Raw genomic sequence first — 14,605 nt, 5'->3', positions numbered from 1 at the left:
TTGCCATCACAGCCTGGGTTTCAGCCGCCTAACCCACCCTACACGAAAGCACATTTTTAGCCGTGTCGGTCCACTACCAGCGATCGCGTAGCGTGCGCGTCGCGCGATCGCACCCCCGATTATACAGGCAAGATGCCCGTGCTACACGAAGAGCGATCGGAACGCGATCGTCGCACACTTTTGGAAATTGACTGGGGCGTGGGTTTTCAACCCTGCCTAATCCCCGGCGTTCTAGAAACTGTCGTGGTATAATCTAAAGCAAAGAAATAAGGGAGAGTCTATGAGTATTGTCATTCCCGAAGAGATTTTAAAAGCCGCCGAAGTCAGCGAAGATGAATTAAAGATCGATTTGGCATTAATCCTGTACAAAAAAAACAAAATTAGCAGCGGACAAGTGCGGGCTTGGTTGGGTTTAACTGTTTTAGAATTTCAGCACGAACTCGCCAAAAGAGATTTATGTCTGAATTATGACGTTGAGGAACTCAATCAAGATGTACAAACCCTAAAAACACTGGGACTCCTATGATTGTTGTCAGCGACACGTCCCCAATTACCAATCTCGCAGCCATAGAAAAACTAGATCTGCTACATTTACTTTATGGAACAATCACCATTCCCGTCGCCGTTTATAATGAATTGACCCCAGCCGGAATTGACGAACCCGTTCCCGGCACTCTCGAAGTCCAAACATTGCCCTGGATTGTAACTCGACCCGTCCAAAATACCCGACAAGTTGACGAAATTTTGGCGGCCCAACGGCACATTCATCTCGGAGAAGCGGAAGCGATCGTACTGGCTCTCGAATTGAGATCCGATCTACTCCTCATGGATGAACGGAGAGGCAGAGCGCTGGCAACTGATTATCAATTAAAAGTAACCGGATTGCTGGGTGTTTTACTACAAGCCAAACATCAAGGGGCGATTCCTGCCGTACAGCCTTTAATCGATCAATTGATCGAAGATGCGAAGTTTCGGATAGAGAGCAAACTCTATCAACATTTTTTAAAACTGGCAGAAGAATAGCAAACAATTGGCATACGATCGCAACAACGGGTGTCGTCAGCAATTCCGATGGGGCCTTGAGCGCTGGGGGTTGACAGGATGGGTGCGACGCTCCCGATTATACAGGCAAGATGCCTGTGCTACGCGAAGAGCGTGAGTGTAGCACGAATTGCCGTTCGGTTTACCGAAATAAAGTGTTCTGTTATCCGAACTTGACAATTTTTTAAAATATGTAATAGAGCGCCGGCTGAGTTACAGGAGTTAATATCCGGTGCGATCGCGCTTCTGTTGGGACGGCTTCACCCGCCGCATCACATCAAACACCTTCCGAGTCGTGTCCGGGCGCCGGAATGCGATCGCAACAACGGGTGTCGTCAGCAATTCCGATGGAGCCATGAGGGCTGGGGGTTGACGGGATGGGAGTGATCGGAATGCGATCGTCGCACACTTTAACGGATCAGCTTGTGGTACGATCAGAACCGAACAGGCTTCTTCTGGGTCAAAGTTTGAATGAAAATAGCGACCATTTTTTAGGATTGATGTCAACCATGAACGAGGAGAATAAAAATGAATCCAGTCATCATTTTTGAAGTGTATCAGGAAGAAGATGGCGGATTTGTAGCCGAATGTTTGACCGAGGATATCTTCACTCAGGGTGAAAGAATTTATTGAGGCATCAACCGGAATTATATCACCCGTCAAAGCGATCGCCAACCGCCGAATCCCCCCTTACTCCCCCCATAAGCGGGTATATTAGCAGAAGTCGCGATCGCTTCAACAGGACTGACATTCACCACCGCACCCCCACGCCGCCATAACATTGAATTCCGTCACTCAATTTTCAGCCAATTAAAAATTTCCGTAGTCGATAACTGCATCTCTTTAACACTCTCTAAAACCGGCAAAAATTCCTGTTTTGAGGGGATATCTGGCAATTGATTGAGTTGAAATATCATCACTGATTCATCTTTGGGGTCGATTAACCATCCCAACTCTGTTCCCTGCTTCAGACTAAAAATAATCTTTTTAATTACCTGGTTGGCAGATTGCTCAGGAGATAAAATTTCAATCACCCAATCCGGACAAACTTCAAAGCGATTTTGAATTCTTCCTTGTTCCGTCTTAGGGATGCGTTCCCAAGCGAAAACAGAAATGTCAGGCACCAGAGAACGTCCGCCAAAAGTACACCTTAACTCTGTGAATGCTAAAGCCCCCTTGTTCGCTTTGCCAATGTCATTGATTCTGGCAGATAGATAGGTTTGGATAATACTATGTTCTCCCTGCGGCATGGGTTTCTGTGCTATCTCTCCATCGAGATATTCAGAATAAGGTTTGGTTTCAGGAAGTTTTAAAAAATCCTCTAAGGAAACTTTTGTGACCGCTGGATTTACTGCAACCACGTTTGACCTCCTAACAATGTGGGATTAATGTGGAGATTCCTTTTTACTGGGTACTCAATCTCGCGATCGCCTCATCCAACCTCCCCCTGCTGTGAAAGAATTTATTGACCCCTCAACCCGAATTATATCACCCGTCAAAGCGATCGCCAACCGCCGACTCCCAGCCCACATCCCCCCTTACTCCCCCCATAAGCGGGTATATTAGCAGAAGTCGCGATCGTCCCAGTCCTCAATCGGTATAACTCCCGTTCCTCCCAAAGTTAATTGCGGGCTTAATTGAGCATAACTGCGTATTAACTCAACATAAAAAACCGCATCATCCCGCAAAACTTGAAGTTCCGGTCGATTTTCTAGAACCTCTTGCAACCTATTCAACATTCCCCAAGAGATGACGAGCTCGACTTTTCCCACCAAACAACTGCCCTGGCGAACTATGTCCACCAAAGTTTGGCAAGACGTTCCCTCTCTTCCTCTCACCGAAGCTAATAGGGCCGCACACCAAATATTAAGGTCCAAGCACAACCTTAAAGTCTCAGTCATCTTGAGTTAGCTTAACCGCAGCATCAAGGATATCGTCTTCAGTTACCAAAGAATCCAACCACTCCTTATTTAGCTGCGGTTTAATTTTTTCTATAGCTTCATGATACTGACTTTCCAAAATAGCCCGGGCGACAATATTAGCCATCTCAACTTTTTCTGCACCGGAAACGACGTTGCCAGCCAACCATACAGCCGGTGGCAGCAGGGAGCAAAATTCGATCGCTAATTTAGTAATTTGATCGGGAGACAAATTCTGCTTTTTGGATAAAATATCGATTTGTCTTAAAGTTTCATTATCTAGATTAACCAGCCGATTTTCCATAAATTCCTATCTCAGCGATTTCTAATTTTCTGAATGTCTTGCCAAAACTCATCTCGCGTCACCGACTGTAGCAGATGTTCTCTTTCTTTCGTGTAATCGCCATGTCCCCATCCCACCTGTTGTAAAAAGCGAATCGCATTAATTTGACCCAGATTCTCAACTAAAACTTGATAACCTTGTCTTCTCAATTCAATAGGTGTCATCAGTCATTCCTCCTTCTTGTTGAAAAATCGTCATCAACCAATTAACCGGATTGCTCACTTTTTTCTAAATCGCTCATTTTTTCCAGTTCTGCTGCAATTGTTTCACTCATAATCAACTGCCAACCTTGGGCATTAATTCGATGGAGAATGTTGAGGACAGCTTCTCCTTCTATGCGAATCCGTTCTTGACTCCAATCATCAAAGGGGCGGTTCAAACAACAAACATCAAGGTAAATTTTACATTCAACCATCTAAAATCTTTCGCCTTAACTGTCGGAAAATTACTCATCGGGCGATCTGGACAGGCTTGATGATCGGATTCTCTTCAGGTATCGGTTCTTTATCCTCAAGCAAACTATCAATATATAATTCCATTGCTTCCGTGATATTTACCAAGGCTTCCTCAAAATTATCTCCCTGACTGTGACACCCTTTCAAAACCGGACAAAAAGCATGATAACCCCCCTCTGATTCTTTTTCAAAAATCACCGTGTAATTATAAATTTTTGGTTCCGAAGTAGACATGGGCTTTGCATTCATACACCACTCCTAAAATCTAGAACCCGTCTTTAAAAATTCCCTTGATAGACCGCATCAACTCACCTCTCAAATTTCGATGGCTATCTATTATAACACGAATTTCGAGCTTCCAAAGCATTGCCCGCCCTTCGGACGGCTTGACTCGCCGCATCACATCAAACACCCTCCGCGTCATATCCGGACGCCGGAATGCGATCGCAACAACGGGTGTCGTCAGCGATTCCGATGGGGTCATGAAAGCTGGGGGTTGACAGGATGGGAGCGATCGCTTTCGATTCTACAGGCAAGATGCCTGTGCTACGCGATGAGCGATCGCGTAGCCTGTGCGTGGAGCGATCGCCACTCACTTCAAAGCATTGACTAAAAACAGCTACAAGTGCTAAAATTAGGCGTTATAAAAACTGGAAAATATTCGAGACGACTCAACCCAAAAGGAGAATCTCCAAACAATGCTTTATAAAGTTCCTTTGCTGCTCTCCCCCCAACCCGGAGGGGGATTTACTATTACGTCCCCACTCTTGCCAGAACTTCTGACCGAGGGCGACACCGCTGAGGAAGCCCTCGCCAACGTTCAGGATGCCCTGGCCGCCGTGGTCGAGATTTATGAGGATTTGGGTCGAACTTTACCCCCAAATTTATGTGTTGGGGATGTTTTCAACAACACTTAATCAAAGCAATTATATGAGCCGAAAATCTTCTCGCCCACAAACCCCCAATTCTGGGGGCTCTGAGCCGAAAGATAACGTGGCGATCGTCCCAGTCCTCAATCGGTATAACTCCCGTTCCTCCCAAAGTTAATTGCGGGCTTAATTGAGCGTAATAGCCAGATACTTTTCGTCTTTGTTCGTTTTCCAAACTTAAAATCTCCTCCATTAGATGCGGAAAATCAAGTCTATTTATCTCTTTTTTATCAAGTGTTTGATAGGTTTCTTGAAGCCAAAGATAATAATCTTGTTCATAAAGATCTGAAACATCATTATTCATCGGATTACCTCCCATTGTCAACCAAAATAAAGTATGGTAATGAGAGTCAATTCTGGGCGACTGCAAATATCTGTTCTGCCGTCAAGTTTAACTCCGGGAAAGTTGGCGATCGCAGACTATCTTGACCTCTAAATAAATTGACCCGATATTCCCCATCAACCCAATCATAAATCGAAATAGTCGGTTGCTTCGGATCTCCGATATAACGCCGACCTCCCAACCCCAAATAATCGACGATCCAATACTCGCCTATCCCTAATTTTTCATATTCTGCCAGCTTTGTTAAATAATCATCTTGCCAATTGGTACTGACCACTTCTACTGCCAATTTAATACTCGAACCTTGAGTAATAGTAGAACGCTTGTTCCACATTTGCTCATTCTCCATAGCATTATCATCTAATACCATGACATCGGGAATATAAGCCGACTGATCAGAATCTATGGCTTTAATGAGTCCTTGGCGGGGGATAAAAAATGGCAAATTCAAACGTTTAATTTCCACCCCCAGTTCCAGAGCCAGAAAACCAGCTACTTTTTCATGAGTTCCAGTCGGCTGCATTTTAAAGATCTCCCCATCGTGCAATTCAAATCGACCCTCGTAACCATCCGGATACCAATCCAGAAACTCCTCTAAAGTCAATAAATCTTTCTGTTCTTCTGTCTGGGCTAACATATCTAACCTCCGCATCCTTAATCATTCCCGACAAAGTTCCAGGTTTCAAATCAAATTTCGACGGATATCTATTATAACACGAATTTCGAGCCTCCAAAGCATTGCCAGCCCCCGGCAGTTGGGACGGCTGCACCCGCCGAATCACATCAAACACCTTTCGCGTCGAGTGCTAAAATTAAGTGTTGTGGAATGCGTTGCCGATGCCAGCCATTCTGTGTGGCTAGAAACTTTGGTCGTGAGTTGAAGCGATCGAACCGACAGATATCGCCGTTTGTTCCTTAGCCTCGTTCTAGCTGACCCAGTACAATCAAGCTTTCCAGGTCTTCCATTGCACTGGGTAGATATTGACAGATCACTTTTCTAACTTCCTCAAGACTCGGCTCTGGGGCTCCTCCCAGCATCCGACTAATATCTGCCAAATCCTGGCTACGTCCAGCCAAAAGTTTCATCAACACCAAATAAGGCAGACCGATCACGGGCAGTCCATCAGGACTATAATTCGGAGACTTGACGGCCTCCGATCCCCAGGGATGACTGACTTCCAAGACATCTAGAGAAGTCCCATCAGGCAGTTTCCATTTGCCAGGAATACTCAGCTCACCCTTTTTTTCACTGCCAGCCTTTTCCAAATCTTGATAAACCAGCACCCCATCTTTTGACTCGATCAAAATATCCAAATCCAGGGTCATGCGCTCGGGCATATACAGCCGAGTGGCAACACCACCGACAATCACAAAAGGAGCTTGTTTGATAATGGCTTTAAGAGGGGTCACAGGATTACACCAAGTTCGTCGATCTAAAAAATCCAGACTACTTCCCGTTCCCGGCTTGACTCGCTTCTTAACAAGGTTCAAAAAAAGTCTGCGTCTGGCAGCATAGAGGTCAGGAATTTTCGGTGTCATTGTAGTCATATAAACAGACTTTTTATATTGGAATAATAGCAGATTATGACAGTTTTGTAAAGGGCAGGTCTGAACCGAAAGCTAGTCTGATGTGATTGACAATTGACATCTAGAGCTTCCCTCTAAATAGATTGATAATATTCCCGAGTTTATGGTATCATAATTTTGACAGTTTAAACCTGGTGCAGCCGATCGCAAATTTAAAAAAAACAAAGCGATCGCACCCCCCACCTTTGGCGTAAAATAAACGGAGTCCCGGACGAGTCAGAGCAACCGTGCAAGAGCAACACCCCAACCCATCCATCCCCAACCAACGCTGGCACATCTTCCCCCACCGCCCCGATGTCGCCGAAGTCCTCGTTGCCGCCACCGGACTCCACCCCATCCTCGCCCAAGTTCTCATCAACCGGGGCATCGAAACCCCCCGGGAAGCGGAAGCCTTCCTCAACCCGGACTCCGAGCATTTGCCCGAACCGATGGGGGAATTTCCAGACCTGCCCAAAAGCGTGGATCTGCTGCAAACGGCCATTAAAAATAACCAAAAAATCGCCATCTGCGGGGACTACGACGCCGATGGGATGACCAGCACGGCCCTGCTGATGCGATCGCTCTCCGAGTTGGGCGCCGATGTCACCTACGCCATCCCCAGCCGGATGCGAGAAGGCTACGGCATCAACAACCGCATCGTCGAGGAATTCCACGAGGAGGGCATTTCCCTAGTCCTCACCGTCGATAACGGCATCGCCGCCGCTGGCCCCGTCGCCCGGGCCAAGGAACTCGGACTCAACGTCATCATCACCGACCACCACGACCTGCCCCCGGTGCTCCCGGAAGCGGACGCCATTTTGAACCCGAAATTACTGCCCGAAACCTCCCCCTATTACGGCTTGGCGGGGGTCGGTGTCGCCTACGTTTTGGCGATCTGTCTGGCGCAAAGATTAGAACAAATGCAGGGGTTAGTGAGGCCGTTGTTGGAATTATTTACCCTCGGAACGATCGCCGATCTCGCCCCCCTAAACGGAGTCAACCGCCGCTGGGTGAAGCGGGGATTAAAATTATTGCCCCATTCGCCAATTCCGGGAGTCCAAGCCCTGATCCAAGTGGGCGGCGTTTCCACCACGCAAAAACCGGGGGAAAATACCACGCCTCTCAAACCCGATGATATCGGCTTTCGCCTCGGGCCGCGCATCAATGCGGTGGGGCGCATCGACGATCCCCAGGTGGTGATCGAGTTATTGACGACGGACAATATGGGCATTGCCCTGGAACGGGCGATGCAGTGCGAACAAATCAACCAGCGGCGACAACAATTGTGCGCGGAAATTGAGGAAGAAGCGATCGCCTGGTGTGAAACTAACGCTATCGATATTCAGGGCGATCGCGTGTTAGTTCCCGTCCAAAAAGAATGGCATCACGGCGTCATCGGTATCGTCGCCTCTCGCCTGGTAGAACGCTACGGCGCCCCCGTATTTATCGGCACCTACGAAGACGACGAAACCATCCGGGGTTCGGCGCGGGGAATTCCCGAATTTAACGTTTTTGAAGCCTTAGAATTTTGCCGAGATCTGCTGGGGAAATTTGGCGGACACAAAGCCGCCGGGGGATTTTCCCTCCCCGTCGAAAATCTGGAAGCCTTTCGCGATCGCCTCAGCCAGTTCGCCCACCAATGTTTGCAACCGGAACACCTGCGGCCTTTGGTGACGGTTGACACCCGGGCGAATTTGTCCGATATCAACTTCGATCTCTACCAACAAATCGACCGATTGCAACCCTGCGGGATCGAAAATAATCCCCCCACATTTTGGACTCCAAATTTGCGGATCTTGCAACAAAAAATTGTCGGAAAAGGTCACATCAAACTCACCTTATCCCAAGATCCCGAACCCGGAATGCCGCTGTCCGCCCTGCCAACTTTATCGGCGATCGCGTGGCGGTGGGGCGACTATTACCCCCTGCCGCAGCGGTTGGATGTGGCGTACAAACTGCGGGACAACACCTGGAACGGTCAGACCTCCATCGAGTTAGAAATCCTCGGCGTCCGCCTCCCCCAAACGCCAGCAACCCCCCCCAAAAAAGTGGCAGAATTTCACTATCGCGATCGCCCCTACCATTGCAGTATTGTCGCCGTCGGTGCGTCCTGTGAACTGCGAATTCGCAACCAGAAAGGGGAAGTGCTCGCCATACTCGCCGGACAGCCGACGGGACTGTTGGGGACAAGTCGCGATCGCGCCCGAACCGTCGATATTTCCAAACCCTTCTTTGCGGATCTGATCGAGAGGGCCCAGGATGCGTTGGGGACTCAGATGTCGTTTAGAGTCTGATCCGCTGATTTGACCGCCAATCGATCGCCGTCCCCCCGCCCCCCCGTGGGGGCAACCGTCTCGGGTTGCCCATTCGCCCCCCCGGTGGGGGCAACCGTCTCGGGTTGCCCATTCGCCCCCCCGGTGGGGGCAACCGTCTCGGGTTGCCCATTCGCAAGGGAAGAGGGCGATCGGCGATCGCCAAACTGAAGTCAATCCGACTAACCCCTGAGCGATACTAAACTATAAAGAAGCTCTTTTGGCAATCAATCGCAATTTGATGAATACCAGTACCATGACCCAAAATCCGCTCCTGATCGGCAAAGGACTCCCCCCGTTCGCCGACATCACGCCGGAACACGTCGTCCCGGGGATGACGCAACTTTTAGCCGAACTCGACGCCGAACTCACCCGTCTGGAAGAAACCGCCCAACCCACCTGGTCCGGGATCGTCGAGCCCCTGCAAAGCCTCCAAGAACGCTTAATTTGGAGTTGGGGAATCGTCAACCACCTGATGGGGGTGAAAAATAGCCCCGAATTGCGGAAGGCCCACGAAACCGTCCAACCCCAGGTGGTGCAATTTATCAACCGCCTCAACCAAAGCCAGCCCATCTACAAAGCCTTCAAAGCCCTGGCGGACTCCCCCGAGTGGGACGTACTCGAACCCGCCCAAAAGCGGATCGTCGAAGCCGCCATTCGGGACGCGGAACTCTCCGGCGTCGGTTTAGAAGGAGAAATCCGCGATCGCTTCAACGCCATCCAACTCGAACTCGCGGACCTGTCCACCAAATTTTCCAACCACGTCCTCGACGCCACCAAAGCCTTCGGCCTCACCCTGACAACCAAACAAGAGGTAGACGGCCTCCCCCCCAGCCTCCTGAGTCTCGCCGCACTCGCCGCCCGGGAAGCCGGAGAAGACGCCGCCACCCCGGAAAATGGCCCCTGGCGGATCACCCTCGACTTTCCCAGTTTCGGGCCGTTTTTGAAATACAGCACCCGCCGCGACCTGCGGGAAACCGTCTACCGGGCCTACATCACCCGGGCATCGGAAGGGGATCTGGACAATTCCCCCGCGATCGAACGGATTTTGGACCTGCGTCGGCAAAAGGCCCACATCCTCGGTTTTCCCAGCTACGCCGAATTGAGTTTGGCGAGTAAAATGGCGCCCAATGTCGCCGCCGTCGAAGAACTGTTGGAGGAATTGCGGGCCGCCAGCTACGACGCCGGGATGAAAGAATTTGAAGACCTCAAAGCCTTCGCCGCCTCCAAAAACGCCCCGGAAGCGGCCGATCTCAAACATTGGGATATCCCATTTTGGTCGGAACGCCAGCGGGAAGAAAAGTTTTCCTACACCGCCGAAGAATTGCGGCCCTATTTCCCCCTCCCCCAAGTTTTGGACGGGTTATTCGGACTGGTTAAGCGGATTTTCAATATCGCTATCACCCCGGCGGACGGGTTGGCGCCGGTTTGGCATCCCGACGTCCGCTATTTCCAAGTGGCTGATTCAACTGGGGAAGCGATCGCCTATTTTTACCTAGACCCCTACAGCCGTCCGTCGGAAAAACGCGGCGGCGCCTGGATGGACGAGTGCGTCACCCGGGCGAAACTCATCGAAGACGGCCACACTAAAATTCGCCTTCCCGTCGCCTATTTGCAGTGCAACCAGACTCCCCCGGTGGACGGAAAGCCCAGTTTGATGACCTTCGCGGAGGTGGAAACCCTGTTCCACGAATTCGGCCACGGTTTGCAACATATGCTAACCACCGTCGATTATCCGGGGGCGGCGGGTATCAATAACGTCGAGTGGGATGCGGTGGAATTGCCCAGCCAATTTATGGAAAATTGGTGTTACGATCGCGCCACCTTATTCGGCATGGCGCGGCACTACGAAACCGGCGAACCCCTCCCCGAACATTACTATCAAAAACTCCTCGCCGCCCGCACTTACATGAGTGGGACGGCGACGTTGAGGCAGTTACATTTCGGGTTCGTGGATCTGGAATTGCACCACCGCTACCAACCGGGCGGAAAAGAAACGGTGAACGAACTTCGCAACCGCATCGCGGCCAAAACCACCGTTTTAAAACCCCTGCCGGAAGACTCGTTTTTGTGCGCCTTCAACCACATTTTCGCCGGGGGATATGCGGCGGGTTACTACAGTTACAAATGGGCGGAAGTCCTGAGTGCCGACGCCTTCGCCGCCTTTGAAGAAGCGGGATTGGAAAATGAAAGCGCGATCGCATCCGTCGGAAAACAATTCCGCGACACCGTTTTGGGACTCGGCGGCAGCCTCCACCCAATGGAGGTGTTCAAAACCTTCCGAGGACGGGAACCGAGCACCAAACCCCTGCTGATTCATTCCGGATTAATCCCCGCAACTTAGAAAATTGTCCGTTGTTGGGGCGGGAACCCCTCTTTACCGCGCTAAAGCGCAACAACGACATCCCCCCGTTGTTGGGGCGGGAACCCCTCTTTACCGCGCTAAAGCGCAACAACGACATCCCCCCGTTGTTGGGCTTTAGCCCCTCAGTGGCGCCCAAGCGCAACAACAAACGGATCTTTTTTTATCACAATTATGCGCCCACTATTCGTCAGCAAATTAAAAGTCGATTCCCTGGAAATTGCGATCGCGGATCTTCCCCCCCACCTGGAAGGAACCCGCCTCGTCCAACTCAGCGATTTTCACTATGACGGCGTGCGGCTCTCCGATGCCCTCCTCGACGAAGCGATCGCCACATCCAACCGCCTCGAACCCGACCTGGTTTTCCTGACCGGAGATTTCGTCACCCGCGACACCCAACCCGTCCACCGCCTCGTCCGACACCTCAAACACCTGCAAACCCGGGCCGGAATTTATGCCGTTTTGGGAAATCACGACAATCACTACCCCCATTCCATCCGCGAAATTACCGCAGCCTTGACTCAAATCGGCATCCGCGTCCTCTGCAACGAAATCGTCTATCCCCTCGGTTCCGAACTGGCGATCGTCGGATTTCCCGACTTATTTTCCAAACAATTTTACCCCGAATCGGTGATGAAATCAATCCCCGAAACCCTCCCCCGCATCGTCCTATCCCACAACCCCGACACCGCCGCCATGCTGCAACCTTGGCGCGTCGATCTGCAATTGTCCGGCCACACCCACGGCGGCCAAATCGTATTACCTTTGATCGGCGCCTTGCCCGGTTGGCTGCAAAAAATTCGCCGCAAAATTCCCCGACATCTGCGGTGGCTGTTCCCCTTCCGATCGGGATGTCTCCACATATTCAAACACTGGGAATGGGCGTCCGGCTTGCATCCCGTCGGCGACAATACCCTCTACGTCAATCGCGGCCTGGGAACCTATTTCCCCGGCCGTTTCAACTGTCCCCCAGAACTCACACTCATCACCCTAACTCGGAAATAAAAATTTCTCCGTGTCCTGGAGTGCCTGGAGTGGTTAAAATCCACTATTTATATTGCACCCGAGGATCTAAAAACCCGTACAAAATATCTGCCGCCAGATTAAACAGAACAACAAAAATGGCGTAAATAAACGTAATCGCCATGACGACAGGGGTATCGCTGCGATAAATCGACTCGATCAACAGCGCCCCAATGCCCGGAACCCGAAACACCTGTTCCGTGATCAATGCGCCGGTAAAAATAGCCGGAATATTTAATGCCATCAGGGTGACGACCGGAATCAAAGCATTGCGTAAAATATGACCGTTGACGACCTGAAAATTGGGCAACCCTTTAGCCTGGGCTGTGCGGACGTAATCCCGGTTCAATTCTTCCAACATCGAAGAACGGATAAATCGCATTAATGGGGCAGCTTGAAATAGAGTTAAAACGGCGATCGGCATCACCGACTGTTTGATTTGTTCCCCAAAGGTTTGCAGGTTGGTGACTTTTAATGTGCTATTATAAATAAAGGGAAACCAGTCGAGCTGGACGCTGAAAAGAATGATGAAGAGCAGTCCGGTGAAGAAGGGGGGGAGAGAGAATCCCAAAAAAGCGAAAGTCGTGGCTACTTGGTCGAAAATAGAGTGGCGTTTGAGGGCGGAAATGATGCCCAGGGGAAACGCGATCGCGATCGCCAATAAATAAGCAGTCCCGGCAATCCAAAGCGTCGCTGGGAGGCGCTGCAAAATCAGTTCGCCCACCGGGGTACGGCTGGTGAAAGAATAGCCCATATCCCCTTGCAAAAAAGACCACGCCCATTTAATATAACGGATGGGAAGGGGTTGGTCTAATCCGAGCGATCGCCGAATATTTTCCCGCACTTCCGCCGTAATCGAAGGGTTGGTGGCGAACTCCCCCATCGGGTCGCCGGGGGCTAGTGCCAAGACTAAAAATAACACCAAACTGATGGCGATCAAAGTGGGAATGGCACCCAACAGGCGATTGATAATATATCGAGTCATCGGTTCCAATTCTGCAATTTGTCGTCAATCCAGCGTAGCTTGACAATCTTATCATCAAAATCAGAAAAATATCAATTCAGAAACTCGGTTTCTTTTCCGAAAATCCTGCTAAAATGGTAAAAAATACCATCAATTATGAAAGCCAAAGGTTGGCTGTGATTGTTGTCATCGATACCTCGGGACTATCAAATTCAGGTCAATTCGTGTCGGTTTCTTCAAAAATGACATCTTCATAAAGCAGGTCGATGGGAAAGCTGAAATCGACGCTGGTCAGTTGTATTTCATCTCCTTCCCCATAATTGTAAAGTTCCCAAATTCCACTTTCATTCAGTCGGAAACATTCCACGATCGCCCGTTTCGTGTCGATCAAAACGTATTCTTTTAAACTGGAGATACGACGGTAATTTTGAAACTTTCGGCCCCGGTCAACCGCTTCCGTCTTGGGGGAGATAACTTCGACAATCAGGCGGGGGTGATAGAGGACTTTGGTGGCGCGTCGGTCGGTTTCGTCGCAAGTGACCATCACATCTGGATAGAAAAAGGGGCCGGCTTCGGAAATGCCGAGTTTGGCATCGGCCATCGAAACTTTACATCCCCTGCCGCGCAGGTGATTTTTGAGGGCCGTGGTCAGGTTGACGGCGATATCGTTGTGGGGAATACTTCCCCCGGTCATGGCAAATACTTGACCGTCAATATATTCATATTTGAGGGGTTGTTTTTCTTCCCATTCGAGGTATTCTTCGGGGGCGAAAGGTGGACGTTCTGGAATGGCAATCATTGTTGATTTCCTCTCGGACTAGAAAATGGACGATTACACATTTGGGGGGCATTCAATCGGTGCTATCTCATCTATTTTAAGGTACGCCGGCCGCATTGTGGAGGTCAGGTTACTTCCCCCACCATAAACCTAGAAACCGGGTTTCTACCAACATCTCTCCTCCCCACCCAAATTTGCCCGATAAACCCGGTTTCTTCCTCGGGCAAATTTGGGAAATAGCCCGGAAGCGATCGCACAACTTTTGGGCTTGCCATTGTCAGAGATTCAACAGATTTTGCAATCTTCCGATGAGGGGCGATCGTCAAAAATCGGGGCGAATGGCATTCACCCTCTCCCGTGGAAGAGATCCGACAAATTTTGCCATCCTAAAATTGCGGGAAAGGAAACGGACAATTCGCCCTTTCCCCTCCCCGCAGTTTCTGATTGCCGAACGATAGAAATCGTTTTTGTTCAAACAATTCTGGCGGACATGATTAGGGGTCGAGAGAGAAGTCACCTTCTCCCCCTCCCATTCTCCAAGCGTGCATGAGACTTTCACCTCACACGGCT

Annotated in this window: 19 protein-coding genes; 6 read left to right on the top strand and 13 right to left on the bottom strand. The window is 50.1% G+C overall.

Features of this window, described 5'->3' with window-relative positions; all coding sequences use genetic code 11:
* Nucleotides 1–280 precede the first annotated feature (280 nt).
* Together LKE08_RS23295 and LKE08_RS23290 are read left to right on the top strand one after the other, a co-directional pair.
* Nucleotides 281–526 (top strand): UPF0175 family protein, encoded by a 246-nt coding sequence (locus LKE08_RS23295; RefSeq protein ID WP_324706664.1) that lies wholly within the window; start codon nt 281–283, stop codon nt 524–526.
* Nucleotides 523–1,023, top strand: a complete 501-nt coding sequence (locus tag LKE08_RS23290) for a DUF3368 domain-containing protein (protein WP_324706663.1) — start codon at nt 523–525, stop codon at nt 1,021–1,023. The genes LKE08_RS23295 and LKE08_RS23290 overlap by 4 nt, the downstream gene beginning before the upstream one ends.
* Before the next feature lie 240 nt (nt 1,024–1,263).
* On the opposite strand, the gene LKE08_RS23285 is transcribed toward LKE08_RS23290, so the two are convergent.
* From LKE08_RS23285 to LKE08_RS23250, 8 genes are all read right to left on the bottom strand, one after another.
* Nucleotides 1,264–1,398 carry a hypothetical protein gene (locus LKE08_RS23285; RefSeq protein WP_324706662.1) on the bottom strand — a complete coding sequence of 45 codons (135 nt, stop codon included), beginning with the start codon at nt 1,396–1,398 and terminating at the stop codon, nt 1,264–1,266.
* Between the two features lie 302 nt (nt 1,399–1,700).
* On the bottom strand, nt 1,701–1,823 hold the full coding sequence (locus LKE08_RS23280) for a hypothetical protein (protein ID WP_324706661.1): 123 nt from the start codon (nt 1,821–1,823) through the stop codon (nt 1,701–1,703).
* Between the two features lie 9 nt (nt 1,824–1,832).
* Complete coding sequence (locus tag LKE08_RS23275; RefSeq protein WP_324706660.1) at nt 1,833–2,402, bottom strand: Uma2 family endonuclease; 570 nt, start codon at nt 2,400–2,402, stop codon at nt 1,833–1,835.
* Between the two features lie 532 nt (nt 2,403–2,934).
* On the bottom strand, nt 2,935–3,264 hold the full coding sequence (locus LKE08_RS23270) for a hypothetical protein (protein ID WP_324706659.1): 330 nt from the start codon (nt 3,262–3,264) through the stop codon (nt 2,935–2,937).
* An 11-nt stretch (nt 3,265–3,275) separates the two neighbouring features.
* Nucleotides 3,276–3,467, bottom strand: coding sequence for a hypothetical protein (locus tag LKE08_RS23265; RefSeq protein WP_324706658.1), 192 nt, complete (start codon nt 3,465–3,467; stop codon nt 3,276–3,278).
* Nucleotides 3,468–3,508: 41 nt separating this feature from the next.
* Nucleotides 3,509–3,718 carry a hypothetical protein gene (locus LKE08_RS23260; RefSeq protein ID WP_324706657.1) on the bottom strand — a complete coding sequence of 70 codons (210 nt, stop codon included), beginning with the start codon at nt 3,716–3,718 and terminating at the stop codon, nt 3,509–3,511.
* Between the two features lie 34 nt (nt 3,719–3,752).
* A complete protein-coding gene (locus tag LKE08_RS23255; protein WP_324706656.1) occupies nt 3,753–4,007 on the bottom strand; it encodes a type II toxin-antitoxin system HicB family antitoxin in 255 nt (84 codons plus the stop codon).
* A gap of 16 nt (nt 4,008–4,023) precedes the next feature.
* Nucleotides 4,024–4,242: a hypothetical protein gene (locus LKE08_RS23250; RefSeq protein ID WP_324706655.1), complete on the bottom strand. Its 219-nt coding sequence runs from the start codon at nt 4,240–4,242 to the stop codon at nt 4,024–4,026.
* A 283-nt stretch (nt 4,243–4,525) separates the two neighbouring features.
* Between LKE08_RS23250 and LKE08_RS23245 the strand changes: the two genes are divergently transcribed.
* Nucleotides 4,526–4,675 (top strand): hypothetical protein, encoded by a 150-nt coding sequence (locus LKE08_RS23245; RefSeq protein WP_324706654.1) that lies wholly within the window; start codon nt 4,526–4,528, stop codon nt 4,673–4,675.
* On the opposite strand, the gene LKE08_RS23240 is transcribed toward LKE08_RS23245, so the two are convergent.
* From LKE08_RS23240 to LKE08_RS23230, 3 genes are all read right to left on the bottom strand, one after another.
* A complete protein-coding gene (locus tag LKE08_RS23240; RefSeq protein ID WP_324706653.1) occupies nt 4,662–4,991 on the bottom strand; it encodes a DUF29 family protein in 330 nt (109 codons plus the stop codon). The two genes, LKE08_RS23245 and LKE08_RS23240, sit on opposite strands and share 14 nt — an antisense overlap.
* 46 nt (nt 4,992–5,037) lie before the next feature.
* Nucleotides 5,038–5,667 carry a Uma2 family endonuclease gene (locus LKE08_RS23235; RefSeq protein ID WP_324706652.1) on the bottom strand — a complete coding sequence of 210 codons (630 nt, stop codon included), beginning with the start codon at nt 5,665–5,667 and terminating at the stop codon, nt 5,038–5,040.
* Nucleotides 5,668–5,945: 278 nt separating this feature from the next.
* Nucleotides 5,946–6,569 carry a hypothetical protein gene (locus tag LKE08_RS23230; protein WP_324706651.1) on the bottom strand — a complete coding sequence of 208 codons (624 nt, stop codon included), beginning with the start codon at nt 6,567–6,569 and terminating at the stop codon, nt 5,946–5,948.
* A 275-nt stretch (nt 6,570–6,844) separates the two neighbouring features.
* Here LKE08_RS23230 and recJ point away from each other — a divergent pair, with 275 nt between their 5' ends.
* The 3 genes from recJ (at nt 6,845) to LKE08_RS23215 (ending at nt 12,275) form a co-directional block, all read left to right on the top strand.
* Nucleotides 6,845–8,890 carry a single-stranded-DNA-specific exonuclease RecJ gene (gene recJ / locus LKE08_RS23225; protein ID WP_324706650.1) on the top strand — a complete coding sequence of 682 codons (2,046 nt, stop codon included), beginning with the start codon at nt 6,845–6,847 and terminating at the stop codon, nt 8,888–8,890.
* A 259-nt stretch (nt 8,891–9,149) separates the two neighbouring features.
* Nucleotides 9,150–11,252 (top strand): M3 family metallopeptidase, encoded by a 2,103-nt coding sequence (locus LKE08_RS23220; RefSeq protein ID WP_324706649.1) that lies wholly within the window; start codon nt 9,150–9,152, stop codon nt 11,250–11,252.
* A 192-nt stretch (nt 11,253–11,444) separates the two neighbouring features.
* Nucleotides 11,445–12,275: a metallophosphoesterase gene (locus tag LKE08_RS23215; protein WP_324706648.1), complete on the top strand. Its 831-nt coding sequence runs from the start codon at nt 11,445–11,447 to the stop codon at nt 12,273–12,275.
* A gap of 43 nt (nt 12,276–12,318) precedes the next feature.
* Here the strand turns inward: LKE08_RS23215 and LKE08_RS23210 are convergent, their stop codons facing one another.
* Complete coding sequence (locus LKE08_RS23210; RefSeq protein ID WP_324706647.1) at nt 12,319–13,278, bottom strand: ABC transporter permease; 960 nt, start codon at nt 13,276–13,278, stop codon at nt 12,319–12,321.
* Between the two features lie 196 nt (nt 13,279–13,474).
* Complete coding sequence (locus LKE08_RS23205; protein WP_324706646.1) at nt 13,475–14,056, bottom strand: Uma2 family endonuclease; 582 nt, start codon at nt 14,054–14,056, stop codon at nt 13,475–13,477.
* Nucleotides 14,057–14,605: the final 549 nt, after the last annotated feature.

This window comes from Lyngbya sp. CCY1209, from assembly GCF_035615495.1.
Lineage (GTDB): Bacteria > Cyanobacteriota > Cyanobacteriia > Cyanobacteriales > Microcoleaceae > Limnospira.
The sequence above is the reverse complement of the archived record's forward strand: the minus strand, read 5'-3'. Positions and strand labels throughout refer to the sequence as shown.

Coding starts and splice junctions, on each gene's coding strand:
- LKE08_RS23210 (WP_324706647.1), bottom strand. CDS start 13,278: ATGACTCGATATATTATCAATCGCCTGTTGGGTGCCATTCCCACTTTG.
- LKE08_RS23295 (WP_324706664.1), top strand. CDS start 281: ATGAGTATTGTCATTCCCGAAGAGATTTTAAAAGCCGCCGAAGTCAGC.
- LKE08_RS23235 (WP_324706652.1), bottom strand. CDS start 5,667: ATGTTAGCCCAGACAGAAGAACAGAAAGATTTATTGACTTTAGAGGAG.
- LKE08_RS23220 (WP_324706649.1), top strand. CDS start 9,150: ATGAATACCAGTACCATGACCCAAAATCCGCTCCTGATCGGCAAAGGA.
- LKE08_RS23290 (WP_324706663.1), top strand. CDS start 523: ATGATTGTTGTCAGCGACACGTCCCCAATTACCAATCTCGCAGCCATA.
- LKE08_RS23205 (WP_324706646.1), bottom strand. CDS start 14,056: ATGATTGCCATTCCAGAACGTCCACCTTTCGCCCCCGAAGAATACCTC.
- LKE08_RS23260 (WP_324706657.1), bottom strand. CDS start 3,718: ATGGTTGAATGTAAAATTTACCTTGATGTTTGTTGTTTGAACCGCCCC.
- LKE08_RS23270 (WP_324706659.1), bottom strand. CDS start 3,264: ATGGAAAATCGGCTGGTTAATCTAGATAATGAAACTTTAAGACAAATC.
- LKE08_RS23240 (WP_324706653.1), bottom strand. CDS start 4,991: ATGAATAATGATGTTTCAGATCTTTATGAACAAGATTATTATCTTTGG.
- LKE08_RS23285 (WP_324706662.1), bottom strand. CDS start 1,398: ATGGCTCCATCGGAATTGCTGACGACACCCGTTGTTGCGATCGCATTC.
- LKE08_RS23230 (WP_324706651.1), bottom strand. CDS start 6,569: ATGACACCGAAAATTCCTGACCTCTATGCTGCCAGACGCAGACTTTTT.
- LKE08_RS23250 (WP_324706655.1), bottom strand. CDS start 4,242: ATGACCCCATCGGAATCGCTGACGACACCCGTTGTTGCGATCGCATTC.
- LKE08_RS23280 (WP_324706661.1), bottom strand. CDS start 1,823: ATGTTATGGCGGCGTGGGGGTGCGGTGGTGAATGTCAGTCCTGTTGAA.
- LKE08_RS23215 (WP_324706648.1), top strand. CDS start 11,445: ATGCGCCCACTATTCGTCAGCAAATTAAAAGTCGATTCCCTGGAAATT.
- LKE08_RS23265 (WP_324706658.1), bottom strand. CDS start 3,467: ATGACACCTATTGAATTGAGAAGACAAGGTTATCAAGTTTTAGTTGAG.
- LKE08_RS23255 (WP_324706656.1), bottom strand. CDS start 4,007: ATGAATGCAAAGCCCATGTCTACTTCGGAACCAAAAATTTATAATTAC.